The 24,630-nt window shown below is 63.1% G+C and carries 20 protein-coding genes and 1 pseudogene; 11 read left to right on the forward strand and 10 right to left on the reverse strand.

Translation table 11 applies throughout. The features are described from left to right. Nucleotides 1-29 precede the first annotated feature (29 nt). Both KZ498_RS20705 and KZ498_RS20710 read right to left on the reverse strand, forming a co-directional pair. A complete protein-coding gene (locus tag KZ498_RS20705) occupies nt 30-1,136 on the reverse strand; it encodes a polymer-forming cytoskeletal protein (RefSeq protein WP_312621285.1) in 1,107 nt (368 codons plus the stop codon). 165 nt (nt 1,137-1,301) lie between these two features. Next, nucleotides 1,302-3,290, reverse strand: a complete 1,989-nt coding sequence (locus KZ498_RS20710; protein WP_312621286.1) for a serine hydrolase — start codon at nt 3,288-3,290, stop codon at nt 1,302-1,304. A 110-nt stretch (nt 3,291-3,400) separates the two neighbouring features. On the opposite strand from KZ498_RS20710, the gene KZ498_RS20715 reads away from it, so the two are divergent. Continuing rightward, nucleotides 3,401-4,246, forward strand: coding sequence for a DUF6920 family protein (locus KZ498_RS20715; RefSeq protein ID WP_312621287.1), 846 nt, complete (start codon nt 3,401-3,403; stop codon nt 4,244-4,246). Nucleotides 4,247-4,476: 230 nt separating this feature from the next. On the opposite strand, the gene KZ498_RS20720 is transcribed toward KZ498_RS20715, so the two are convergent. Further along, the gene (locus KZ498_RS20720; RefSeq protein ID WP_312621289.1) at nt 4,477-5,889 is read right to left on the reverse strand and encodes a sodium-dependent transporter; all 1,413 of its coding nucleotides are present in this window, start codon (nt 5,887-5,889) and stop codon (nt 4,477-4,479) included. 303 nt (nt 5,890-6,192) lie between these two features. Here KZ498_RS20720 and KZ498_RS20725 point away from each other — a divergent pair, with 303 nt between their 5' ends. The 6 genes from KZ498_RS20725 to KZ498_RS20750 all read left to right on the forward strand — a co-directional run bounded on the left by KZ498_RS20725 (nt 6,193) and on the right by KZ498_RS20750 (nt 12,691). After that, a complete protein-coding gene (locus KZ498_RS20725) occupies nt 6,193-7,650 on the forward strand; it encodes a sodium-dependent transporter (RefSeq protein WP_312621290.1) in 1,458 nt (485 codons plus the stop codon). A gap of 1 nt (nt 7,651) precedes the next feature. Next, nucleotides 7,652-7,975 carry a hypothetical protein gene (locus tag KZ498_RS20730; RefSeq protein ID WP_312621292.1) on the forward strand — a complete coding sequence of 108 codons (324 nt, stop codon included), beginning with the start codon at nt 7,652-7,654 and terminating at the stop codon, nt 7,973-7,975. Continuing rightward, a complete protein-coding gene (locus tag KZ498_RS20735) occupies nt 7,972-9,003 on the forward strand; it encodes a proline racemase family protein (protein ID WP_312621294.1) in 1,032 nt (343 codons plus the stop codon). The genes KZ498_RS20730 and KZ498_RS20735 overlap by 4 nt, the downstream gene beginning before the upstream one ends. A 243-nt stretch (nt 9,004-9,246) precedes the next feature. Then, entirely contained in the window at nt 9,247-11,160 is a 1,914-nt protein-coding gene (locus KZ498_RS20740; protein WP_312621296.1) for a NosD domain-containing protein, read from the forward strand. Further along, nucleotides 11,157-11,882, forward strand: a complete 726-nt coding sequence (locus KZ498_RS20745) for an ABC transporter ATP-binding protein (RefSeq protein WP_312621298.1) — start codon at nt 11,157-11,159, stop codon at nt 11,880-11,882. Before KZ498_RS20740 ends, KZ498_RS20745 begins: the two co-directional genes overlap by 4 nt. Further along, the gene (locus KZ498_RS20750; RefSeq protein WP_312621300.1) at nt 11,879-12,691 is read left to right on the forward strand and encodes an ABC transporter permease subunit; all 813 of its coding nucleotides are present in this window, start codon (nt 11,879-11,881) and stop codon (nt 12,689-12,691) included. The genes KZ498_RS20745 and KZ498_RS20750 overlap by 4 nt, the downstream gene beginning before the upstream one ends. Before the next feature lie 2 nt (nt 12,692-12,693). On the opposite strand, the gene KZ498_RS20755 is transcribed toward KZ498_RS20750, so the two are convergent. The 5 genes from KZ498_RS20755 to KZ498_RS20775 all read right to left on the reverse strand — a co-directional run bounded on the left by KZ498_RS20755 (nt 12,694) and on the right by KZ498_RS20775 (nt 15,453). Further along, entirely contained in the window at nt 12,694-13,221 is a 528-nt protein-coding gene (locus KZ498_RS20755) for a helix-turn-helix domain-containing protein (protein WP_312621301.1), read from the reverse strand. Between the two features lie 70 nt (nt 13,222-13,291). Further along, a complete protein-coding gene (locus KZ498_RS20760; protein WP_312621303.1) occupies nt 13,292-13,852 on the reverse strand; it encodes a nitrous oxide reductase accessory protein NosL in 561 nt (186 codons plus the stop codon). A 58-nt stretch (nt 13,853-13,910) separates the two neighbouring features. Further along, nucleotides 13,911-14,186, reverse strand: a complete 276-nt coding sequence (locus tag KZ498_RS20765) for a hypothetical protein (protein ID WP_312621343.1) — start codon at nt 14,184-14,186, stop codon at nt 13,911-13,913. A 187-nt stretch (nt 14,187-14,373) separates the two neighbouring features. Further along, nucleotides 14,374-14,796 carry a universal stress protein gene (locus KZ498_RS20770; protein ID WP_312621305.1) on the reverse strand — a complete coding sequence of 141 codons (423 nt, stop codon included), beginning with the start codon at nt 14,794-14,796 and terminating at the stop codon, nt 14,374-14,376. A 177-nt stretch (nt 14,797-14,973) separates the two neighbouring features. Then, entirely contained in the window at nt 14,974-15,453 is a 480-nt protein-coding gene (locus KZ498_RS20775) for a pyridoxamine 5'-phosphate oxidase family protein (RefSeq protein ID WP_312621306.1), read from the reverse strand. Between the two features lie 218 nt (nt 15,454-15,671). Here KZ498_RS20775 and KZ498_RS20780 point away from each other — a divergent pair, with 218 nt between their 5' ends. The 3 genes from KZ498_RS20780 to KZ498_RS20790 all read left to right on the forward strand — a co-directional run bounded on the left by KZ498_RS20780 (nt 15,672) and on the right by KZ498_RS20790 (nt 17,830). Then, on the forward strand, nt 15,672-16,121 hold the full coding sequence (locus KZ498_RS20780; protein WP_312621307.1) for a DUF2267 domain-containing protein: 450 nt from the start codon (nt 15,672-15,674) through the stop codon (nt 16,119-16,121). Nucleotides 16,122-16,367: 246 nt separating this feature from the next. Then, on the forward strand, nt 16,368-17,270 hold the full coding sequence (locus KZ498_RS20785; RefSeq protein ID WP_312621308.1) for a universal stress protein: 903 nt from the start codon (nt 16,368-16,370) through the stop codon (nt 17,268-17,270). 125 nt (nt 17,271-17,395) lie between these two features. Further along, a complete protein-coding gene (locus KZ498_RS20790; RefSeq protein ID WP_312621309.1) occupies nt 17,396-17,830 on the forward strand; it encodes a pyridoxamine 5'-phosphate oxidase family protein in 435 nt (144 codons plus the stop codon). A gap of 539 nt (nt 17,831-18,369) precedes the next feature. Here the strand turns inward: KZ498_RS20790 and KZ498_RS20795 are convergent. Together KZ498_RS20795 and KZ498_RS24775 are read right to left on the reverse strand one after the other, a co-directional pair. Next, entirely contained in the window at nt 18,370-20,334 is a 1,965-nt protein-coding gene (locus tag KZ498_RS20795) for a hypothetical protein (protein ID WP_312621311.1), read from the reverse strand. A 222-nt stretch (nt 20,335-20,556) separates the two neighbouring features. Further along, a pseudogene (locus tag KZ498_RS24775) lies at nt 20,557-21,372 on the reverse strand (DUF4157 domain-containing protein); the annotation flags it as partial. 575 nt (nt 21,373-21,947) lie between these two features. Here KZ498_RS24775 and KZ498_RS20805 point away from each other — a divergent pair. Beyond that, a complete protein-coding gene (locus KZ498_RS20805) occupies nt 21,948-24,533 on the forward strand; it encodes a calcium-translocating P-type ATPase, PMCA-type (protein ID WP_312621315.1) in 2,586 nt (861 codons plus the stop codon). The last annotated feature ends 97 nt before the right edge of the window (nt 24,534-24,630 follow it).

Genomic DNA, 24,630 nt, shown 5'->3' on the forward strand with positions numbered 1-24,630 from the left:
TTGACTATCCGTCGCCCGTTCGGTGAAGATCAGGCGCCTGACTCACCGAAGGACTCCTCGAAGGTTGACTGTCGGTCGCTGGGGCCCGAGCGTCGCCGGCTGCGAAACGAGTCACGGAGCTCCAGTACGAGTGCACCCAGTCCTAGCAGTAATGCGCCGAACACGAGGAACCCACCCAGAACCGGAATCGCGCCAAGAACACTGAACCCCACGATACCGGCCACGAGTGCCAGCCATCGGTCGTCCCGTCCCGCCCGCCGCACGGCCCACGCACCGACGGCGTACTCGCCGTAGATGAGTCCAACCCAGACTGCCAGTCCGTACGCGAAGGCTCCGATGACAGCGAGTGGAATGCCGATAATCGTGACTGCGATTACTGCGAGGAGAATCGGCCCTCCAACGAGCGTCAGCAATCCGACCCCGCCGGTCTTGCCCGGGCGGTCAGACGCACGCCCCGCGAGCCTCGCTGAGAAGGCCGGAAAGAGGGCAAGCAGAATCGCTCCGAGGAGTAGATTTGCGAGGAGGCTGAAGCCCCACGATAGCCAGTTCGGTACCGTGAGGGTACCGACATCGCCCCGGAGGTCCGGGTCCTCCACGACGCCGCCCCCGACTGTTGCCGCCGAGTCCTGGGTGAACTCGTCGGCGTCGTAGCGGAGTTCGCCACCGATCTCTGCGTTCGGCCCTATCACGACGGTTTCGGCGCCGACACGCACGTCGCCGTCGATTCGGCCGTCGATACGGACGGATCCCGCGCCGAGTTCGACGTCGCCGCCGATCCTGGCGGTCTCGGTCACCCGCACGTTTCCACTGCCGGCGGTGACATCGCCGCCGACCGCACCGTCGATGCGGATATCCCCAGCGGCCCCGGAAATCGACCCCTCGACACGCCCGGTCTCGGCAACGTGAATCCTTCCGGCGGCGCCCGAGACATCACCGGTGACGGTTCCCCTGACCACGATGCTCCCTGCGACGGCGTCGACGCTTGAGACTGTCTGGCCTTCTTCAACGACAATTGTTCCCGAAGCCCCCCGGACAGACTGCGCTGCCGCGACGCCTGTCACCGTCGAGAGCAGGACCACCACGACGAGACCGACCACGACGCCCCGGCGCTTTGCCGTTCCGAAGGATACGCGCATACCGCCCTTATCGAATCAATTTGTTAAAAAATTGATGGGCTTGCGAGGTACAAGACGGGCCAGCCGAAACACCAGATTCGGTCCCTGTACGCGGGTTCCGGACGCCCGAACGAGAACAGGCAACGAGCACAGCGGACGGAGCCGTCCGCTGACACCAGTCCCGGCTCACATCTGGTACCACAGGAGGTTCCAGTACGCGAGCACGAGCGCGAAGGCGACACCGGCGACGCCGACCACAGTGTACTGGACGCGCGTCAGGCGATGCCAGACGCCCCGGCGCCAGGCCAACCCTGTAAGGACGAGGGTCGTGACGCTCGCAAGCGCCCCGACGGGCGGGAACAGCAGGGCGACCTGCAACGGCAGCGGGTCTCCGAGGAGGGCCGCCTGTGGGTCGCTTACTACGACGGCGGCAAGTCCGAATACGAACACCAGATAGCTCGCCGCCGCGGAGCCCGCGATTAGCCGAGTGTACCGGAGTGGTGCTGTCGGTTCTTCCCACGCCCTGCCACGGTACCATCGCCAGAGGCCGGTCGCCGTCCAGCCGAAGACGGCAGCCAAAAATATCAGGATGCTCAGGCCGGCGATGGCTGCGTGTGGGGCCGTCTGTTCGGTAACGGTCAGTCGTTCGTAGGCCGACGGCGGTCTGCTGTCGAAGAACAGGTGGGTTATCTCGCCGTCCGTCTCGCCGAAGACGAGCGCATCCGACCCATCGACCGCTTCGAAATACAGGTCTTCCACCTCGACCCACTGCGTCGACCCGCCGGGGCCGGTCGTGACAAGTCGACCCTGGTCATCGACCGAGACCGTGACGTGTGACTGCACACTCAACAGCTTTTCCGACGTGGTGTAGGGTGACCTGAGTGACCGATACGTGCCGGGCACGTCGTTCGCCCGGGTCGGCTCGCCGTCGGGCGGAGGTGTGGGCGCCTCGCTCGAGAAGTACTCTGCGATCAGTGCATCGAGCAGTTCGTCTCTGGCCTCGATGCCGCCCGGGCTATTGTACGAGACAAAGAGGCCGACACCGTGTGCCGGAAGCAGAACCAGCAGGCTGTGAAACTGCTCGGTATCGCCGGCGTGTCCCACGGCACGCACGCCGTTCCGGCTCAGTTCGTAGAACCCAAAACACATCCCGTTCAGCCGCTGGTCGTTGCCGAATCGCCGCCGGTGCATCTCCGCTGTCGTGTCGGCCTGGAGGATGCGTTCCCCGTCCAGTGACCCGTTCTGAACGTGTGCGCGGACGAACCGCGCCATATCGGTCGCCGTTGTGGTCATCGACCCGGCTGGCGGTATCCCGACGTACTCGAAGTCACCTTCGCGGTACCGGCCGTTCGGAGTCGTGTACCCCTTCGAAAGAGTCCCGTCGATAGCATCAGGAACGGGCTGCTCGAACGTGCTCCGAGTCATCCCCAGCGGCTCGAAGATCTCCGCGGCAACGTAATCGTTGAACGACGCTCCGGCGGTCCTGGCGGCGACGTGACCGGCAAGCGCCGCCCCGTAGTTCGAGTAGGCAGTGAACTCACCCGGTGGTCGGACTCTCGCGGGTCGTTCGTTCCCGAGCACTGTCGGAAGCGGTTGCAGGTCCGCTTCCCTCAAGACAAACGTCCCACGGGCGCGCTCCTCGAATCCCGCAGTGTGTGTCGCAAGGTGGCCGAGCGTGATGGGCTGGTCGTACGTTGCAGGTATGGTGACACTGTCGAGGTACTGGTTCACGTCGGTTTCGAGGTCGAGTCGGCCAGCCTCGACGCCCTGCATGACGGCCGTCCACGCGAAGAGCTTCGACGCCGACCCGATTCGAAAGAGCGTCTCGTCGGCTTCCACCGGTGCATCGGTCCGGATGTCTCGGACGCCGTATCCCTTCGTGAACGTCGAATCACCGTCTACGACTGCGACCGTCGCACCGGGGATGTCGTGGGCCTCGAGCTGGGCGTTCAGTACACCGTCGAGGAACGCCTCGAAGGACTCAACATCCGAGAGCGGTCGGTCAGGCTGTCCCTGCTGGGTGGGTTCTGTCGCCGTCACGCCGCTGGGCATCCCTCGGAGCGTGACCGCTGCAGCCCCGGTCGTAGTAACGCCGCGAAGCACCGTCCGCCGTGAGCGTGGCGTGGGCTGATTGTCCCCAGCGACAGTCTCGGTCGTGGTCTGTGATCGGGCCATCGGCGGTCTGGTCTCAGTGGGCTCGAGGAGTCAGAGCTATCTCTGCCAAGAGATAACACGTCATCAGCATAAACATTCAGGATGAACAGTACCGAAGAGGGAACGTAGAGATGAAAGGCCGGACCACCCTCCGCTGGGGCCTCGTTCTGTTCGGAGGCGGTATTGCTGCTGTCGCGCTCAGAAGGCGCCAACTCGAACGCGAGACGGCGGGCCGTATCGAGGCGTTGCGGTCAGCCGCCACGGCTCGCCGAAGCGATTACCAGGTCGGCGATGTCGCTGCCCTTCCCGCTCCCGTTCGTCGCTACTTCGAGGCCGTGCTCGAGGAGGGCCAACCACCCGTACACACCGTCAAGCTCGACCAGCGCGGCGAGTTCAGACTCGGCGGTCGGGACGGAGCCTGGAAACCGATGACCGCGACACAACAGTTCACGACCGAACCGCCGGGGTTCGTCTGGGACGCTGACATTGCGGTGTTTCCACGGGTTCCGGTACGGGTCGTTGATGCGTACGAGTTCGGCCGTGGGTCGTTGCGTGCGATGCTGCTTTCGACGCTTTCTGTCGCCGAAGCAGGCCCCAGTCCGGCGATGAACGAGAGCGAGTTACAGCGGTACCTCGGTGAAGCTGTCTGGTTCCCGACTGCGCTCCTTCCGGGAGGAGATGTCGCGTGGGACGCTATCGACGACCAGTCCGCCAGAGCGACTATCGAAGACCGTGGGAACGAGGCATCGCTCGTGTTTCACTTCGACGACGACGGTCTTGTCAACCGGGTGACCACACGGGAGCGCTACCGTCAGGAATCAGATAGTGTCGCTCCATGGACCGGCTATTTCGAGGACTACGAGTGCCACAGCGGGATGCGGATACCGACGAGAGCTGCCGTCGAATGGAACCTACCCGACGGCGATTTCCCTTACTGGCGGGCCCGCGTTACGTCTGTCAAGCATCACTATGCCTGACTCAGTCACATACGTCGACAGCAGTGAACCCCTCCTGGAAGTCGAGTGCGGCCTGTAGCTGCGTCGGGTGCCGGCGCGCCCTGCGGGCAATCATGTACTGATACACTGACGAAACGAACATCTCTCCGAGCGCAACGCCGGCACGAGTCCAGAGCCGTTCGTTGTCACGAACGACCGCTGGGAGCTCGTGCCCTCGACCGAAGAGAACCGTGTAAGCAGACGACCGGCGACTAGCGTCGTCGGCCCCGAGCGGGGAGGCGCTTCCGAAGCTCCCAGCCGAAGACCGCAAACGCGAGCAAGAGAGCGGCAGCGATGAGCGCGCCGAGTGGTCCGTTTCGAGTGTGATCGACGATGAGTCGCCACGCCGGACGGGCGACGCCGACAGTCCGGGCGGCGGTGACGACGAGAAGCACGACTGGAATCAGGTAGCGAACGAGCGGGTAGAGCCGTCCGAGTTCCTCACGGACGGTATCGGCATCGGAGACCCAGACGAAGACGAACACGATACAGAGCGCCGATACGGGCAAGGCGAACGTCCCGACGGACTCGTCGACCAGGTCCAGAACCGGCCGCCCTGCGACTGCGAGGGTGACCGGACTGTAACTCAACGCTGAGGGGACGCCAGCCACGAACACCCCGCCGGTCAACAGTAGCGTCGCACGGTGACGGGAGAGTCGGGTCGTGTTCTCTGCGGACGCGACGCCGACCTCGAGGAGCGCCACGGACGAGGACAGCGCGGCGAAAAAAAGCAGCCCGAAGAACGCCACGGCGATCACTCGCCCGAACGGCATCGCCGCGAAGGCGGTCGGTAGCGTCGTGAACGCGAGCTCCGTCCCGAGGGTCGGCTGCAGGCCGAAACTGAACACGATCGGGAAGATGACCAGCCCGGCGATGACGGCCGCCCCGATATCGGCGACCGTGACCACGAGCGCCGACCTGAACAGGTCCGTCTCTTCCGCGACGTAACTCCCGTAGGTGAGCATGATTCCCTGCCCGACGGACATCGAGAAGAAGACCTGTCCGAAGGCCGCACTCCATATGCCGAGGTCCGTGAGCACCGAGAACCTCGGGGTGAACAGGAACGCAGCGGCCTGGTCCCACGCCGACAGTGTGATTGCATACAGCGCAAGCGCGATGAGAAGGACGAACACGGTGGGCATCACGACCGTCGCCATCCGCTCGATACCGCCGCGAACGCCCATGGAGACGATGCCTCCAGTCACCGCCGTCGCGACGACGAAGTACACGACAGGCAGCCAACTCGCGTTGAACGGCGCGAAGGTCGTCTGCGAGCCGGCGAGCCACGAGAGGAAGAAGCCGAGTACCCACCCGGTGAGGACGAGGTAGTAGCTCAGGATGAGCAGGACGCCGCCGAGAATGAGCCAGCCGAGTGCTGTGTACTCGGTCTCGACTGATCTGAACGCGGAGACGACGTCCGTCCGGAGGCGGCGTCCGACGGCGAGTTCCAGGACGAGCATCGGTACTGCACAGACAAACGCCGCGAGCAGGTAGGGGACGAGATAGGCCCCGCCGCCGTTCTGGCCGACGACTGCGGAGAACCGCCAGATGTTTCCCAGGCCGACGGCCGCCCCTACCGTCGCGAGGATGAACCCGGCTCCCGAGGACCACCGCGTCGTCGTCATGGTCCGGCATGCGTCCAGCCAGTCCTTAAACACAGGCCATCTGACACGCTGCCCGGGTTCGCTACGTGCCTCTGTAGCATCCTCTCAATTCGCCTGCTCCCGTGTGGTCTCACTCGCGAGTCCCCTGCTCGACTGTGCCGGGCAGCGACTACAGACCACGCGAGAGACCAGTGAAACAGGCCCTCACGCCGACGTTACTGTGTACTGCGGCGCCCGCCGGGGCGCCCCAATCGAAACGAGCGTCCCAAACATAGTAGGGGACCAGTATAACAACTATGTCCTCTATGATTGAGTAGAATTCGCATGGAAGAGTCACAAGCGAGAACAGCGAGAGAAGAGTGGGGGAGCCGTTTCGGCTTCCTCATGGCGATGCTTGGGGCGATGGTCGGCGCAGGAAACATCTGGCGGATGCCGTTTACGACCGGGCAACACGGCGGCGGCGCCTTCCTCGTAGCATACACCCTCCTGTTGTATCTCATCGCTATCCCCGGGCTCATGGCCGAGACGATGATCGGCCGGTACACGAACAGCGGGGTGATCGGAACGTTCAGGCAGGTCCTCGGTGACGGTAGGGGTCGCGGGCTCGGACTCGTCGTGCTCGTCGTCAACGTCGCACTGATGTCGTACTACGCTCCGATAATCGGGTGGGCGCTTTACTACGCCGGCCACTCGCTTCTCACGACGTTCACACAGGCCGGGTTCCAGCCACAGGCGTTCTGGGACGGGTTTATCTCCAATCCGGCGCTCGTCATCGGGATGCACACGGTGACGATGGCCGGACTCGCCGGCGTCCTCGTCTTCGGTATCCGCCGTGGTATCGAGCGCGTGGTGAAGTGGATGATACCGCTTCTCGTCGTTGCACTCGCCGCCGTCGCGGTGCGGGGCATCACCCTCCCCGGCGGGATGGACGGTCTGGCCTTCGTCTTCACCCCCGACTGGACGTACCTCACTCGGGGGAGCACCTGGGTCGCAGCACTCGGTCAGGCGCTGTTCTCGACGGGGTTAGGCTGGGGAATCGCACTCACGTATGGCAGCTATCTCGGTCGATACGACGACGTCCCGCTCGGGGGCGGTCTGTTCACCGCCGTGGGGAACACGAGCATCGGGCTGTTGGCGGTGTTCGCGACGTTCCCCGTCGTCTTCGCGTTCGGTCTGGAACCGAGCGCCGGCTCCAATCTGTTGTTCATCTCGCTGGCCGAGGTTTTCCCGCAGTTACCCGGTGGCTGGATGTGGGCCATCGTGTTTTTCGTCTCCTTTTTCTTCGCCACGTTCACCTCCGGGCTGGGCATCACCGAGGTCGGCGTGACGACTGTCTCCGAGGAGACGCGCCTCTCACGGACGGGCTCAGTGCTGGCGGTCTGTGGAGCGATCTGGGTGTTCGGACTCCCGAGTGCCTACTCGTCGTCGTTCCTCGGTCAGATGGACTTCATGTTCGGCACCTTCGGCCTCCCGCTGGCGACGCTCTCGATTATCGCGCTCGTCGCGTGGAAGCTCGGACCTGAGCGCGCCCGCGTCATCGAACTCAACCGGTGTACCGGAATCCACGTCGGTCAGTGGTGGAGTCCGGTCGTGAAGTACGTCATTCCCGCTGTCGTGGCGTTCATCCTCGGCTACGGTGTCGTCACGAGCATCGGCACCGAGAACCAGACGCTGATGATACTCGGCGTCGCGCTCATGGCGGCGCTCGTCGTCGGCAGCACGGCCGTGATGACCGTCGTCGACGGGGCGCCCGTGACTCCCACGTCGGAGGGGGGTGAGTGAGATGGCGCTTTCGGCCGTCGGCTGGGCGACGATGCTGCTCGCGATACTCGTGTTACCCGGTATTGGGACCCTCGTTCTCGTTCGGTCGCTCCGGACAGAGGAGCGAAAGCTCACACTGATCAAAGAACAGGGGAGCATCGAGAGCTACTCGCCCCGAGCACTGGGCGAACTCCGGGAGTGGATCGACGCGAATCCGAATGACTCATACGTCTCCGACGCCCGGGAGCGATACAACGAGTGCGTCCGGACGCTGCGTGAACTCGACGAACCGTACTACGACTGGTCCGACGAGCAGATTGAAGCACTGGAGACAATCGAAGAATGAAATCCGACGGCGATTTGAGTGACCTTCCGACAGACATCACGTTTACCACGGTGGATACACATACGGAAGGCGAACCGACGCGTATCCTTCTGGACTGGCTGGAGGAGTCGCCACTGGCGGGCGAGAGCATCCGGTCGAAACGCGAGTCCTTCGCCGAGGAGTACGACTGGGTCCGCGAACTGCTGATGCGGGAGCCACGGGGGCACGACGATATGTTCGGCGCCGTCGCGTTCGAACCGCACCGAGAGGATGCCGACCTCAGTGTGTTCTTCATGGACAGCGAGGGGTATCTGGACATGTGCGGGCACGGGACAATCGGCGTCGTGTCCGCGTTCCTGGACCTGGGATACCTCTCTCGGGACCCCCTCATCCGCGTGGAGACCCCGGCAGGCATCGTCGAAGCGAGACCGGAGTACTCCGAGGAGCGCGTCGAACGGGTCACGATAGAGAACGTCGAGTCGTTCGTCTACGGCGCGACGACTGTCCCTGTCTCGTTTCTGGACGCGCCGCTTCGCGTGGACATCGTCTACGCCGGGAACTTCTTCGCACTGGTCGATAGCGAACAACTCGGTGTCGGAGTCGATACCACTCGGACGGACGAGTTCATCGACTGGGGGCTCGAGATTCGGGACGTTATCAACGACGAGCTCGACATCACCCATCCGTTCACCGGCGAACCCGGTGCGGTTTCCATCACGGAAATCTACGAATCCGACGACGATGCCGACCGCAGCATCGTCGTCTTCGGTGACGGACAGGTAGACCGCTCGCCGTGTGGGACCGGGACGTGTGCGAAGATGGCCCTCCTACACGACGCCGGAACGCTCTCGGTCGATGAACCGTACATCCACGAGAGTATCGTCGGGACCCAGTTCGAGGGGCGTATCATCGAGACGACACAGCGGGACGATATTACAGTCGTCGTCCCGACAATAACTGGCACCGCCCGAATCACGGGCAAGCACACGTTCGTGAAAGACGCCTGCGACCCGATAACGGGCCTGCGTGTCGCCTCGAAGGGGCGCTAGTCACCGACCGTACTGGGTGAGGAGTTTCGCTTCCGCCGTGCGGAGGTGTTCGAGGAATGCGGAGGTGTTCGAGGAGGGTCGGTTTGGAGATGTCAATATCTCTGGTAGGCGTCCGTCTATTCAGTTCCCGTCCCCGCTGAGGGGACAGCAGCGTCTCCCGATGGGTACAGCCAACGGTACGGGCCGGCAGTTTCGAGAGGCACACCAAACACTGTAATGCGATGTCGCTCGTAGCCTCGGTAGATGCGACCAGCCCTGACGACCGTGCAAGTCTTCGCTCTACTCGCGGTAGTTCTCACCACACTGGTCTTCGCTGCGTCGTTTGCCGTCGATACCAGCAGCGCCCGCCCCGAACCAGTGCCGTTCGACACCACCGTTCAACGTGGGATTACGATGGCGGACGAACAGATCGCCCGGAACCAGAGCATCAGCGTCCCGAAGGTAGAGGTCTTCTACTCACAGTATCGCTACGTCGTCGGTTACGTGGGCCTCGACCAGGCTGTGACAGCGCTCGCCGAACCTGGACACGAGCAGCAGTTTGGCTACCCGCTGACGGTGTACGTCTCAGACTACAGCGACAGGCCGGTCAGATGCGGCGACGACGGATACCTCCGGACCGCCGCACCGCCGGACTGGGTCGAGGCCAATGGGGCCCACTACGTCGTCGATGGGTCGGCGCGGGTTCCGTCCGGTCCGGCGGTCGTGCCGTTCGCCGACCGGGACGACGCCGCGGCGTTTGCCGAGACCTGTGGCGGACGAATCATCGACTGGGAGACGCTCAAGACCCGGTCGTTCGACCTCCAGGGACCGGCGGCGGTCCGGAACCAGGTCGGCCCGCGGCGAGACGATGCGGACGCCACCGTGCAGGCGGCACGACAGCGTCGGACCCGACCCGTGTCGGTCGAAGTCGGGACCGGCGCGCCGACGGTTCAGGCGGCCGTCGACGCGGCACCGCCGAACACGACAGTGTACGTCCCGGCCGGTACCTACGACGAGCAGGTGACGATAGACAAGCCACTCACCCTCAGCGGGCCCACAGCGACGCTCGATGGTGGTGGGAACGGAACTGTCGTGACAGTGACCGCCGACCGGGTCGGTGTCACCGGGTTCGATATCGTCGGCGTCGGAAACATGACGGTCGGCGACCCGACGAACGAAAGCACCAGCGCCTGGGACGCAACCGTGACGACCGCCTACGGCAACAGCGACGCCGCCGTAACCGGTCGGAACGCGTCTGGTCTCTACGTCGCGGACCTCACCGTGGAGACGCCTGCCAGCGGCGTCGTTCTGCGTCGGACGCCCGGTGCGGTCGTCGAGAACGTCACGGTCAACGGGACGGCAGACTGGCAGACGGGGTTCATGGGCGTTATCGGGATGCACGGGCCGATAGTCGTACAGGACTCCGTCTTCAACGGCGGGCGTGACGGCGTGTACCTCCACCGGGCCGACGGGACCGCTGTCCGGAACAACACCTTCAGGGACAACCGCTTCGGCGTCCACCTGATGTACACCTCACGGTCGCTCGTCGCCGACAACGTCGCTCGGGAACAGGAGTACGCCGGCGTCGTCGTCATGACGAACCCCGTGGCCAACGCCATCGTCGGCAACGACGTGCGCCACTCCGGCAGTGGCGTCATGTTGGCCGGGTCCCGGAGCTATATCGCCCACAACGTGGTGTTCGACACCACCCAGGCGATGTCGACCAACGCCGACCGGTCGCTGTACGAGCACAACGTACTCTACGGGAACGAGCTCGGCGTGCGAGCGTCGACAGTCGTCCCGTCGAACATCGTCACCGAGAACGATTTCATCGCGAACGACCGCCACGCCGTCTCCGGGCCGGGACCGCTGCGCGTGTACACCCACGGAGGCAGGGGGAACTACTGGAGCGGCGCGTACGACCTGACCGGCGGGGCTGGCCCGGTGCTGGCCCAGCCCTACTCGCCCACCGACTCCGTCGACCGTCGCCTCCATCAGACCGACGCCGCGGTCGTCCTCAGGTCGGCACCGAGTGTTCGGGGACTCCGGGCGCTCCGCGGAACCACTCCGGGCTTTCGCCGGGGGAGTATCGTCGACAGGGCACCGCTTTCAGACCCTGCCAACCCCGAGACCGTCAGGCGACTTCGCAACGAGACCTCGATGGAGGGGGCATCATGACCGGCGAGACGTACCTCAGGGCGGACGCGGTCACGAAGAGGTACGGCGATGTGACAGCCGTCTCGGAGGTGTCACTCGACGTTCCGTCCGACGCCGTGACCGGGTTCATCGGTCCGAACGGGTCCGGGAAAACGACGCTCCTGCGCGTGCTTCTGGGCGTCGAGCGACCGACAGGCGGCACCGTCTCGTACAGCGGGCCGGAGGCCGAACGGCAGTTGGGGTACCTGCCACAGCGGCCGACCTTCCGGCCGGGGTTCAGCGTCCGGGAGACCGCCGCGTTCTACGCGGACCTCGTCGACGACGACCCGGACCGACTCCTGGAACGTGTCGGCCTCGAAGAAGTGGCCGGCCGTCCCGTGTCAGGGCTCTCCGGGGGGATGACGCGCCTCCTCGGAATCGCACAGGCACTCGCCGGTGACCCGCCGATCGTGATGCTCGACGAACCGGCAAGCGGCCTCGACCCAGCGATGAGCCGGTTGATATTCGACATCATCGAATCAATCGCCGACGCCGGTCGAGCCGTGGTTCTCTGCTCGCACGAACTGCCGTTAGTCGAGGCGACGGCCGACCGACTGGCAGTGCTCGAGTCCGGCCGGCTCGTGCGGACCGGGTCGGTCGAATCCCTGCGGGAACAGACCGGTGGACCGCTCCACGAGACGTTCACGGCGCTTCTGGAACAGGACAGAGCCACTATCGCCGCTCCCGAGGAGGAGCAGGCATGACGGACGGCAACCGGTTCTGGACGGTCTTCGTGCGGGAGGTCAGGAGTGCGGTCAGGACACGCACCTATCTCGCGCTCGCGCTGGTCACCGGGATTGTCCTCTTCGGCCTCGCCCAGGCAGGGGGCGGCCCCGCCGGCGGCTACGTTCCCACCGTCGTCGATACGCTCGTCGCCGTCGAAGTACTCGTGCCGACGCTGGCCTTCGCAGTCGGCTATCGCGCGATTGCCGACCCCGTTGTCCGGGGTGAACTCGACGTACTTGACACCTACCCCATATCGACGTGGTCGTACGTCGGCGGGGTGTACGCGGGCCGCGCCCTGCTGTTGCTCACCGTCGTCGGTATCCCCCTGCTGGCCCTGGGTGTCGCCGTGGCGACGACCGCGGGACCGGAGACAACCGTGTTTGCGAGCCATCGCGGTGTCGACTCGCCGTTCCTTTTCATCCGGTTTATCGCGCTGACGGTCCTGTACGCCCTCACGTCGCTGACTATCGCGTTTCTGCTGTCGGCCCTTGCCGGAAGCCGGGGACGAGCGCTCGTACTCGCACTCGCTGGGCTGCTTGTCCTCACCGTCGGAAGCGATCTCGCGGTGTTTGCGGCGCTTGACAGCGGCGTCACGACGGGCACTCTCGGCGGCGCGCTCGCTATGACCCCGGCCGGGGCGTATCGCGGGCTCGTGTTCGACCAGGTGTTGTACGTCGCCGTTCCGGGGCGGTCCGCGTTCGTCCCGACGTGGGTCGCCGGTCTCTCGCTGCTGTTCTGGTGGGTCGTGACGTTCGTGGGGTCGATGCTTGCGACCGATGCGGCCTGAGTTCAGCCGTCGTCGGCCGCGGCCGCGAGCCCCTCGTCGACCAGCCGCGTGAACCGGTCGACGAGGCGGTCGGTAAGCGACGGACGGACCGCCGCGAGCAGCCGTCGGGTCGCGTCCGGGTCGGTCAGGGCCACGATGACGCGCCCCCGCTCGCCGTAGGACTTCTCGAGTATCCCCGCGTCAGCAAGCGACGAAACGTGCCAGGAGACGGTACTGCGTGCGACTCCCAGTCGGTCGGACAGTTGCTCTGCCGACAGGGAACCCGCCTCCAGCAGGTGGAGCAGGACCGTCCGAGCGGTCTCGCGCCGGGCGAAGCCGAGCACACGCCGCTCCCAGGGGTCGTACTCCCGGCTGTAATAATGGGTCTTGCCCTGAATCTCCTCGGCGACGACGTCGCCGGCACGGCGCAGTTTCCGGAGGTGATACTGTGCCTGCCCCGTCGCGATACCGAGATCAGTCGCAAGCGCGTTGAAATGGACCCCCGGCTTGGACTCGACGTGGGAACGCACCTGCTCAGTAACCGTGGACATAGTCTTCGCTACAGGCTCCGGCCCACCGAGACAACAGGGTATCGGACGTTCTCACTGCGCGGGAACTCGACTACATCCCGGCGACCAGCTCTCGCGTTATATCCTCCGCGGGGAGGGTCTGGCCGCCGTACTCCTCGGCAAACGAGTCAGCGTCCGCGCTGTCGCTGAACGGGACGATAGCGGTCCCCATCGCTCCCTCCACAGCCGAGTTCGCGACGACGGTGAGCTCTCGCGTGGGCGCGAACGCCTCCCTCTCAAGGTGCCGAGAGATGATTGTCTTGCCCCCGTCGGTCCGGATATCGTAGTCGGTGACGCTGTAGTCGGTGAGGAACGTCTCCGCAGGGCTCCACCCCGATTGTTCCTTGGCGAATCGGTGCCGGTACGTACAGACCGTACTGCAGAACCGTGCCGGCGGGTCGTGCCCCTCGGGCGAGTTGTCCTGGTAGTACGTCTGCCCGACCGGACCCGGGTGCTGGTCGATGACCATCCCGCACTGGTCACAGCTCTGTCCCCGTTCGATGCTGACCGGTTCTAGCTCCTCACCGGTCCCGAGACACCCCGAGAGTGACAGCACTGTCGCAGTTCCGGCCAGGAAGTACCGCCGCGTGAGGCCCGTTGCGTGTTCAGCCATACTAGATAGTACACTGAACATCATCAAATGGTTCATGGTGCGACCGTCGAAACGCCGGTCAGTCGGGGACACTCGGCGGCGCGACTGAATAGATCGCGCTCAGTACCAGCAACGCGATGAGGAAGTCGAACCCGTGTTCGGTGAGGTGGTGGACCACCATCGGGACGGCACCGAGTACGGTCCCGATGCCGACCACGGACCGAAGGACCAGCAGCCCGATTGCGGCCGTCAGTAAAACGTACGGCCGAGACCGGCGTCGGTATGTGCTGACCGTTGCGACGGCAAACAACGCCAGCGTTCCGAGCGCGGAGAGGCCCAGTACGACGATCAACATCACCGTTTGACCGGGGCCGATCCAATCTGCCGTGGGTTGGAACATCTCTCGGGTCACCGTTCGGGCGGTTGCACTGGAATCGGTTTCGGTAGCAGTCGCTGTCGCGACCGAATCCCGGGCCATAGTGAGAGCCCGAGTACCGTTCTGTCTGTTACCCGCCGTCCGAACGGGTATCGGTGTACCTCTCTTAGCTGGCCACCAGCACCGGTCGTCCCGCGTTCTGGACGACCCGGTCAGAGACACTTCCCATCTGTTCGGTTTTCGTGTGGGAGTGTCCGTGGTACCCGAGCACGATCAGATCGGCGTCGACCTCGTCGGCATAGCTGATGATCTCCACGTACGGTTTCCCGTGACAGCATCGCGTGGTAACCTCGACGTCGAGCGCGGCACCCCGCTCGGCGACTTCCGAGAGCTCGTCGTTCCCCCACTCTTCGACCTCGATCGTCTCAAGTTCCATACTGCTCAGGGCCGGCTCGGAGTGTCGGTCCGTATCGACAACGAAGACGGCGTGTAGCTCTGCACCGTGTTGCTCGGCCTGTTCGAGCGCGTGTGTCACCGCACGGTTCGCGTCGGCGCTGCCGTCGGTCGCGACCACAATCGTGTCGTACATACTAGAGAAAGGGTCGGACACTATTTCAATCTGCTGACGATTCTCGGACAACAGTACCGTACTGACAGAGCAGGGCCACCCGAGCGTCTGCGTATCCCCCAGCCAGATATCGCTGGGATACCCTCGAACGGTCGCATCAAGGGCCTAACCGCCTGTTCTCCCATCAACTGGTGGCAGTCAGGGCTCGATGTTCTCCCGGAACCCGGGTGCCAGTCCGGTCTGTCGAATCCCCGCCAGTTCGGTTATCTCGAACTCGTAGAGTGCGACCCCACCGGAGGTGGTGGCCGTCTGGAGCGTGTTGGGTCGCCAGGCGTTCTGCGTCATCGCCGTGATATCCGACCACTCCTCTTCGGGCACACTGCTGATATCGCCGGCGAGCATCACGCTCTGCCACTCAAACGCGGTGTCGATGTCGTAGACGAGAAACCGGCCCCGGCCTGCCTGCTCGGTCAGGTCCGCTTTCTGACTTGATTCGCCGAGGAGATAGGTGAAATAGAGGGAGGCACCATCGTCGAAGCCGTATGATAACGGCAGCAGATACGGGACATCCGTCGTTGCCAGCCCCAGCACGCCGGTTGAGTGTTCGGAGAGGAATTCCCGAATCTCCTCGTCGTCCATCTGTTCGAGCCCGTATTCTTCTAATTGGTCGATTGTCATAGGTTGTGTCTAATCATCCAGTTACGTCTCACGAATACAACCGCAAGCTAAAAAAGGTAGAGCGAGGTCCCCGGGGGGCTGTCGGGAGTGCGATGCAGATACTGTCTCACCTGCAAAGCAGTCCATACACGCCGTCCGGTAGTAGTGTAGGCCCGCGTATTTCCAGCCACTGAGAACTCTCATGGTACTATTTAGTGTTGGACCGCCAACATGAGCGCATGGACTTCGACGAGTTCACCGGCGAGATACAGCACAGGCTTGAACTACCAGGCACAGGCGAGGCCGTTCGTGCGATTCGAGCGACACTGCTCCCGCTTGGTCAGCGCATCCCGGAGGAGAACGCCGAGGACTTCGCAGCGTCTCTCCCTATGGAGATCAAGTGGTACATGACCGGGGCGGTCCACGAACACGGCCAGCGGTTCGACTGGGCGGAGTTCGTCGACCGCGTCGCCGAAATATCGGGGGCCGAGCCGTCGGACGCAGCGTACCACGCACGCGTCGTTGTTGACCTGATACAGACGGTGGTTCCCGACGCCGACTTCCGGGACCTCCGGGGCCAACTCCCGGAAAGCGAGGACGACGAAAACTGGCGTGAACTGTTCGGAATCGTTGATGCCGGTGGCTGGGGCGATGCGGAAGAGGCGCAAACGGGCGGTGGCCCACAGTAGGGCCCTGCGGGCGTTCAGGGGTACATCCTTAGCGATTCTCACGGCGTGTTCAACTGGATATCTTTCCGAGACGTTCTGGTAATAACTGTACGATTGTTACGCTCTTCCCCTCATACTCGGGGTGAAATACCGATGAGAGCTGTCGGCGACACAATCGAGATATCTGACGGCGCCGTCGGCGTTGCAGTATCGCGAGAATCGCAACTACAGTTTATTTACTGACAGCAACGATGTGCAAACACAGCAATGTTCGATTCAATCCTGATTCCGACCGACGGCAGCGAACACGCGACTCGGGCCGCTGAGCACGGGGCGGCCCTGGCCCGTGCATTCGGCGCGAGCCTGCACGTCCTGGCTGTCATCGATACGCGTACAGCAGGCGGGCCATTCAGCGGCGGCGAGCTCGAAGACGAGACCCTCGACCGCATGACGGCCGATGCCGAAGAAACAATCACCGCCATCACGGACGCTGTCGACGTCCCCGAAGCGATACAGACGAGTATCCGCGAGGGAAACCCCGCCGACGAGATACACACATACCGCGACGACCACGATGTGGACCTGATTGCAATGGGGACCCACGGCCGCACGGGTGTCGACCGGTATGTCGCCGGGAGCGTGACAGAGAACGTCGTTCGGCAGGCCGATGTCCCTGTCCTCACCGTCCGTGCAACCGACCGGAGTCGCGACACCGCCCCCTACGACGACATCCTCGTCCCGACGGACGGAAGCGCGCCCGCAGCGGCCGCAGTCGAGCCCGCATGCGAGATTGCGGCGCAGTTCGACGCCCGCGTTCACGCGCTGAACGTCGTCAATCTCGGCGATATCGCAACCGGCTCCGAATACACGCTGCCGAAAGACCTGATCGACACCCTGGAATCGCAAGGTGAGAAAGAGACCGAGCGGATCGCAACGCGAGCACGCGAGTCCGGAGTAGAAACCGTCACACAGGTCGTCAGTGGGTTCCCGGCCCCAGAGATCCTTGATTACGCCGTGGAGAACGATATCGATCTGATTGCGATGGGGACGACCGGTCGAACTGGACTCAATCGGTTCCTCATGGGAAGCACGACAGAACGGCTTATCAGACACGCCGAGATGCCTGTCCTGGCGGTCAACGCCCGAGACCAGCACGTAGACGAGTCCTGAAAGGACGCACACGATTTCCTGCCTGTCACCGGCCGAGTGTGTCCCAGTTCGTTGGGTTCACCGTCAGCCGCAGTCAGATTCGCCGCGACCATGGACTTATTGCTGTTCCTGTCGTGACAGTAACTATGTCTGCGGACAACCCTGTCACGATGACGGACGAGGAACGGGACGCGTTTCTGGACAACGGTGGGACGGGCGTCATCTCGCTCGCCGCCGGCGATGCGCCGCCACACTCAGTCCCTGTCTCGTACGGATACGACGCGCAGACGGGCGCCTTCTACTTCCGATTGGCTGCTGGCGCGGAGGGGTCGAAGGGGGAACTCGGCGACCGCCCGGCGACGTTCGTGACCTACCACGAGACGGATGCCGGATGGCAGAGCGTGGTCGCCAGTGGCCGGCTCGAGGACGTCGAACGTGAGGGAATCGAGACGGAGACGCTAGAGGGGCTCGAACACGTCGACATCCCCCTGATCGACATCTTCGAACGCCCTCTCCGCGAAGTGACCTTCGAATTCTACCGTCTGATGCCGGATGAGCTGACGGGACGGGTCGAATCGTAGCGGGCACCGGTTCCTCGTGATATTTTGTTGTCGATAGGTCCTCGTATGGACGTTTTGTTGGTCTGGAGGGCACAACGGACAGGTCGGAAACGGACCCTCGTGGGGAGATGGTGTCGACGAGCCCATCGATGGGACTGGTTTGGACAGACACATTACTAGCGTACGGTAAAGTGGACACTGACCACCGAGCAGTGGTCGACAGGGACACGTGCGTTTTGCCCCGACGGCATCGATATTTACTAGGATGAGTGCCTGTTTTCGCTTTTTAAACATCGGTTGCGGAAGTTCCGTGGTCTATCCAAACAGGGGGTGGAAGAGACCGAACAGATCTTCGGCATCGTTCGGCCACTCAACCCAACTGGTGGACCTGTTGAGACAACGATGGTCTGCTTCGTTGTCGACTTCCTCGGTAAGTCTACATCAAAGTGTTTTGTTTAGACGTTCTCCGAGGTAGCGCGACTAAATGCTAATCCGAGAGCACAAGCCGCGTTTAATCACCCCTGATAGCTAAAATTCGCAGCGGAGTCCTATCGAGCGACTCACGGTTGCCGGACGAACGTTGCGCCGTCCCGGTGATAGACGAGTGTGATACGTCCAGCACCGGTGCCGCTAGGGGTCGTGATTGTGACGCTGTGAACGTGCGGTCCGAGCCCTGGGGTGAGCTCAGCCATAGCAGCGTCGGCTACTGCTGGAGATACGGTCTTGTGATGGGAAACGATAGCTATGCTGCCTCCGACAGGGACGCCTTCCATGGGCGCGTCCAGTTGGCTGAATCGACTAGAGGTGGTTTTGGCTTTATTTTTGATGTTCCCCTTGAGCTCAGATTTGGTGATAGGGCGTGAACGCAACTTCGTGGCCGCCCTAAGCGAAACGGTGGGTTCTTGCCCTGTTTTGACCTTGGCCGCAGCCGTGAACGTCCTGATTTCGACACGCGTCGTCGTTCCATCTCCGAACTCCAGTACCAAATCGGGTGTCCGCTGAACATTTGTCTCCGGCACCACACGCAAACGCGTTACCCGTTCGTCTCTGAGAATGTCGACAATCGTTTTTAATTCGCCCGCCGCCGCGCGACGCGCGATGTCTTGGCTCCGTTCAGTGAGGAGGCGGATTTTGGTAAATATACCCGCTAAACCGGAATCGTCGACCAGTCGACCATCGAAGCGGGCGGCGAAGTCACTGGCCGCCTGCGCGGGAGTCCGCGCGCGGCCAGCACGGGTCGGAGTGCCAGAACTACCTCCGCCAGTTCGTCCTCCCGTTGGGGCCGAGCTGCGAGCGGGCGTACTGGGGTGGTCAGGGACGAGGGGTGTCGGCAAAGTGGGGCTCGACGGAGTGACCTCCGGCAGCGGCGTCGTCGACAAGCGAACCTCGCTCTGCATCCCGATTGCAGTCTCCCGCGCCTTCGAGAGCTTGGACACCCACCGCCTCCCGAGAGCCTTCGACAGATTCAATGCGTTCGTCGCCGTACGAGGCCCCCTCCTGATTGCTCTTCCAACTGCGACCATGTTCACCCCCTCACCCCCGACCGCCTCCCAGTCCTCGTCTTCGATGGCTTGCACGAGGCGCTCCGGTGTCTCGAGAGGTCCCGTCACCATACCTCCGAGGATATCAGATGTTCCAGCACCCTGATTCACGGCCTCGGACGTCCCACTAATCAAGGTAGGTTCATATGCCCACATGCCGTGCGTGAGATCCTTCGTCGCGAAATGCAGTGCTATCTGAGCCAGATCGACAGCTTGTTTCCCTGTCTCGACTAGGGGATCGACCACCGCTCTGACGCCCCCTTTGGCGACTAATCCCATTTTCTCTAAGGTCGACCGCTCCGGTGGTCCCGCTGCCCGAGCCCGCAGAAAACTTCTGACGAGGCTCCGTTGCAGACTCGAAAACACCCCCTTTCCGCCGGATTCCTCGTTGGCGAATCTGTCGAGGTGTGCTATTTCTTCCAGTACGAGGTTCTCCCAGCCAGGGACGTGCATGTCCGCGTCGTTACCGCTCTTTCGCAGGTCTACCACCACGTCCAGCATCTCTTCCAATTTCTTTACGCGGATACGCGCTCCGCGAATGCGACCGTCCCTAATATGGCTGCCACTGTCCAGCATCCACCTCAGCTCGTTGTAATCTTCGTCCGTGAGGAAGGCCAGCACGTCGTCATCCAGCCGAGCCGTTACCTTTTCGTATTCCTTGTCGAGAATGTGCATCGCCTCTTCGGCGTCGATGGACTGGAGTGCCACGGAACTCAACGTCTGGCGTTCATTGAAATAACGCTCTTTCACCGATGCCCATTCCTCGTGGAACATATCTACGTTTCGGAAAATACTGTTTACAACGTCCGTTAGGGCGTTTCTGCGCCCTTCTACCTCTCTATCGCTTTTCGCTTCGCTGATACTCGTCTGTATTCTCATTAGAGTATTCAGCCAACCGGTTCTGAGCCGGCTCTGCTTCACCATTTGGGCACGGAGGAGCCACATGATATACTGCCACGTCTCGGAAGAAATCTCTTCAGCCAACTCTCGCCCCGAAGCACTCAAATCTTCCCTGTGTTCCTCTGTCTCCGTGTTGACGTCCCGCTGCAACACTTCTGGCGGCCGGTTTCGAATACTTTCTGTGACGGAGTGCTCAGTCTGAGTCGATGTCGAGTTTCCTGATATACGTGGTGTCTGGCGTGAGGAGGAGTTTTGTTGCACCACGTGAGTCAGTTCGTGCGCGAGCAATCGCCGTCCGTCGTGCGCCGCCGGTGCGAAGCGACCGGCACCGAACACGATGTCCTGACCCACGGTGTAAGCATGGGCGTTCACGTCCCGCGTCGACTTCGCCGCTGCTGGGCCGTCATGGACGCGGACATCGGAAAAGTCGTGGCCGAAGCGCTGCTCCATGTCCCGTCTGAGTGTCGGTTCCAGTGGCCTGCCGGCACTGGCAAGAGTCCGGTCTACACTGGCTGGCGCCGTATCCGCCTGCTCGTCCGAATGCCCGGCCGAGCGCTGGAGACCGGGCGGCGTGCCGCTGTTGGTGCGGTCGGCCGGCGCTGCCATCACCTGGTCAGCGACCCGCTCCGCCTCCTGTTCGTAGATGTCCCCTTGCTTGTTCACCTTCAGCCGCGTTTGCAGACCCGACCGATTCCCCTCGTTGCACTGCTCGCGCTCACCACCAGCCGTCGTGTGATTGCTGCAGGCACGCCCCACGGCAGGCTCAGACACCCGCGTCACCTGCTCGGCCGCGCGGCCGGCCTCCTGCTCGTGGCGGTCCCCGGAACTGTTGCCCCCTCGCTTCGCGTGGTTCGTGCTGGAGCGGAGCTGGCGCTGGACAGCCTGATTCCCGTGACTCCGCTGTAGTTGCAATACCGGATGGTCCCTCGGAGTGGGTTCGTGACCTTGCTGTCCTCGTTCGTGCGAACTCGCTGTACGTTCCAGCCTCTTCCCCGAGGAACGGTCTGTCTTGCCTGTACTCGATCTCCTCCCCTCCTCCTTCGCTCGCGTCCCCCTCATCGCTGGACCACAGCAGTGACGTGCATCTCTATCAGGGGCCGACTCACCTCGAGGTTCGGCCATCTCGATATTCGGTTCCAGTCGATGCACCCATCGCGTTCCTGTTTCCGACGGTGGAGGTACTTCCTTTCGGGGGGTCGTTCGGGTTCCCCGTCACCTGATTCGTCCGCACCGGTAACAGCCGGGTCACCGCCTCGCGGACTGTGATTCGGCAACGCGCGAAGCAGTCTCCGGCGGTGACTGTGTGCCGTGGCCTCACGCAGTCCGTCGACGGACCGCTCCGCTGGCCCAGTCTCCATACTATGTGAACTCTCCCCAAACACATCAATTACGATATCTTTCACTAAAATATAATTTTAGGAGGAAACGAGTGACAGCTGAAAGCCTTTGCCGAACACGGGGACGTGAACCTGAGGCAAATGATTAGGGGGTTCTCCGTATCCATCACTGCGTTTCTATCAAACTCCATGTTCCTCAACGGAGTCGTTAAAACGAGTATCGAGGCCAGCAGTGATTTGCTCCGTGCTGAAATATCACTAGAATCATAGAAACTCGCTCCACCGTCGCGACTGGTTTTCGAGGCAGGCTCCATACTGACGAGGAGAACGCATATCACGCCAGCACCAGACCACTATTCCATGTCCGAAGCCGCCCACACTCAACCCAGCGGTGACGTTATTTCGGGGCTAGACAGCGAGTCTGATGGGCTGTCACCAGCAGAGGTCCGAACTCGGCGCGACAGACACGGCGAGAACGAGATCGCTCAGGGGAACAAACGGACGCCCCTCGACATCGCCGTCGCCCAGTTCGACAGCGCCCTCATCTGGGTCCTCGTCGCGGCGGCAGTCCTCTCCGTGTGGGCGGGACATACTGTCGACGCGGTACTGATAGCCGTTATCGTGGTCGGTAACGGGCTGTTCGGCTTCGTCCAGGACTACCGCGCAGAGGGGACACTCGAGTCCCTGCGGGAGCTGACTGCACCAACAGCGACTGTCCGACGCGACGGACAGTCCGTCGAGGTCGACGCGACCGAACTCGTCCCGGGTGACGTTATCGAACTGGAAAGCGGCGACGTCGTTCCAGCCGACGGTCGACTGATCGAGCAACGGTCTCTGGAGGTCGACGAGGCAGCGCTCACTGGCGAAAGCACGCCGGTCTCGAAGGGGACCGACCCGGTCACCGCCGACGCGCCGCTCGCGGAACGCGAATCGATGGTGTACAAGGGAACGAACGTCACGCGCGGGTCGGGTGCTGCCGTCCTTACGGCAACGGGGATGGAAACGGAAGTCGGGGCCATCGCTCGCCAACTCGCGGGCACGGAGGAGACCGACACGCCACTGCAGGCGGAACTCGACACGCTGGGCCGGACCCTCGGTGTGGGCGTGGTGGTGCTCGCCGCACTCGTGGTTCCACTTCTGTTTCTCCGGGGAACTGAACTAGTTCAGGCGGCACTCACCGCGATCTCGCTGGCTGTGGCCGCGGTTCCCGAGGGACTTCCAGCGGTGGTGACGCTGACGCTGGCGCTCGGTGTCCGGAAGATGGCCGACGAGAACGCGCTCGTGCGGCGCCTGCCCGCCGTCGAGGCGCTGGGCTCCGTCGATGTCATCTGTACGGACAAGACCGGAACGCTGACCGAGGGACGGATGTCAGTCAGCCGGATCTGGGTCAACGATTCCGTCGTCGACCGAGACGAGATGGACGGGGGCCCCCTGCCGGACCGCGTCGCCGCGGTGTTGCGTGCGGGCACGCTGTGCAGCGATGCGACCCTCGAGGAGGGCGACCCGACGGAGCAGGCCATCGTCATGGCGGCTGACGAGTACGGAATCGACGTCGAACGCCTCCGCGCAGACAATCCGAGAACGGACGAGATCCCGTTCTCGTCGGAGCGCAAGTGGATGGGAACTGTCCACGGTGACACCGTCTACCTGAAAGGTGCGCCCGAAGTGATCCTCTCGAAGTGTTCTCACGTCCTCACAGATTCCGGACAGACGGAACTTACACCCGCCAGGGCCGAGCAGATCAGAGAGCAGGTCGGCGCGTTCGCTGACGACGCGCTCAGGGTGCTTGCAGTGGCGTACACGGAGGATACAGCCGTGATAGAACGTGACGATGCAACCGGCGATGCCGACGATGTCAGTGACGACCTGCTGTTCGCTGGTCTGGTCGGCATGATAGACCCGGCCCGCGAGGAAGTCGCCGACGCCATCGCGGCGACCGAGCGTGCAGGCGTCGCGGTGAAGATGGTAACTGGTGACAACGTCCGGACCGCCACCGCGATTGCCGGAGAGCTCGGCCTGGGGCAGCGCGTGATGGAAGGCCACGAGGTCGAGCAGAGCTCTAAAGAGGCCCTCGGCGAACGCGTCGAGTCGGTCGACGTGTTCGCACGCACCTCGCCGGACCACAAAGTCCGGATTCTGCAGGCCCTGCAGGCGAACGGTCACACCGTCGCAATGACGGGGGACGGGGTCAACGACGCGCCGGCGCTGAAAAACGCCGACATCGGCGTCGCGATGGGCGTGCGCGGGACCGACGTGGCCAAACAGGCCAGCGACGTCATCCTGTTGGACGATAACTACGCGACGATCGAGCGGGCAATCGAGCGCGGGCGGGCTATCTTCGACAACGTCTGGAAGTTCGTCGGCTACCTGCTGAGTGCCAACGTGGCCGAAGTCGCAATCGTGTTTATCGCCTCGCTCTTTGGCTACCTCGTCCTGCCAGCAGTCCAGTTGCTGTGGATCAACCTACTGACCGACGGCCTGCCGGCCCTGGCACTCGGGGCCGACCCCAAGAGCAGTGACGTGATGCAGCGACCGCCCAGGGATCCGGACCGCGGTATCGTTGACCGCGACATGCTCGGGCTCATTGGTGGAACCGGTGTTATCTCGACAACTGTGATGCTCGGACTACTACTGGTCACGCTTGCCGGTGCCCCCGCAGTCACTCCCTACGCGATGACGATGGTGTTCACGGGGTTCGTGTTCCTCGAATTCGAAAAGCTGTACGTCATCCGCTGGCTCCGGGAGACGCCGACCCTCTCCAATCGGTGGCTGGCGTTCGCAGTGGGCGGCTCGATACTCCTGCAGCTCGCGGTCCTGTACAGTCCCCTCAACGTCTACTTCGGGACCGTTCCGCTCGAACTCACCGACTGGGGGGTGATCGGCGGCGTCCTCTTGCTCGCCTTACCACTGTACCTCGCCGTCGCCAGCGGTGTGAAGCGCCTGTGACTGTGGGCCGTGTCATACGCCCATCCAGCCCACACTCCTCGCTTCCCCGCCCCCGGTTAGGTCACCAGATGCGAGTCTGAAGAACCGGAAGCGGGTG

The organism is Haloarcula sp. 1CSR25-25 (genome assembly GCF_032027985.1).
Classification (GTDB): domain Archaea; phylum Halobacteriota; class Halobacteria; order Halobacteriales; family Haloarculaceae; genus Haloarcula.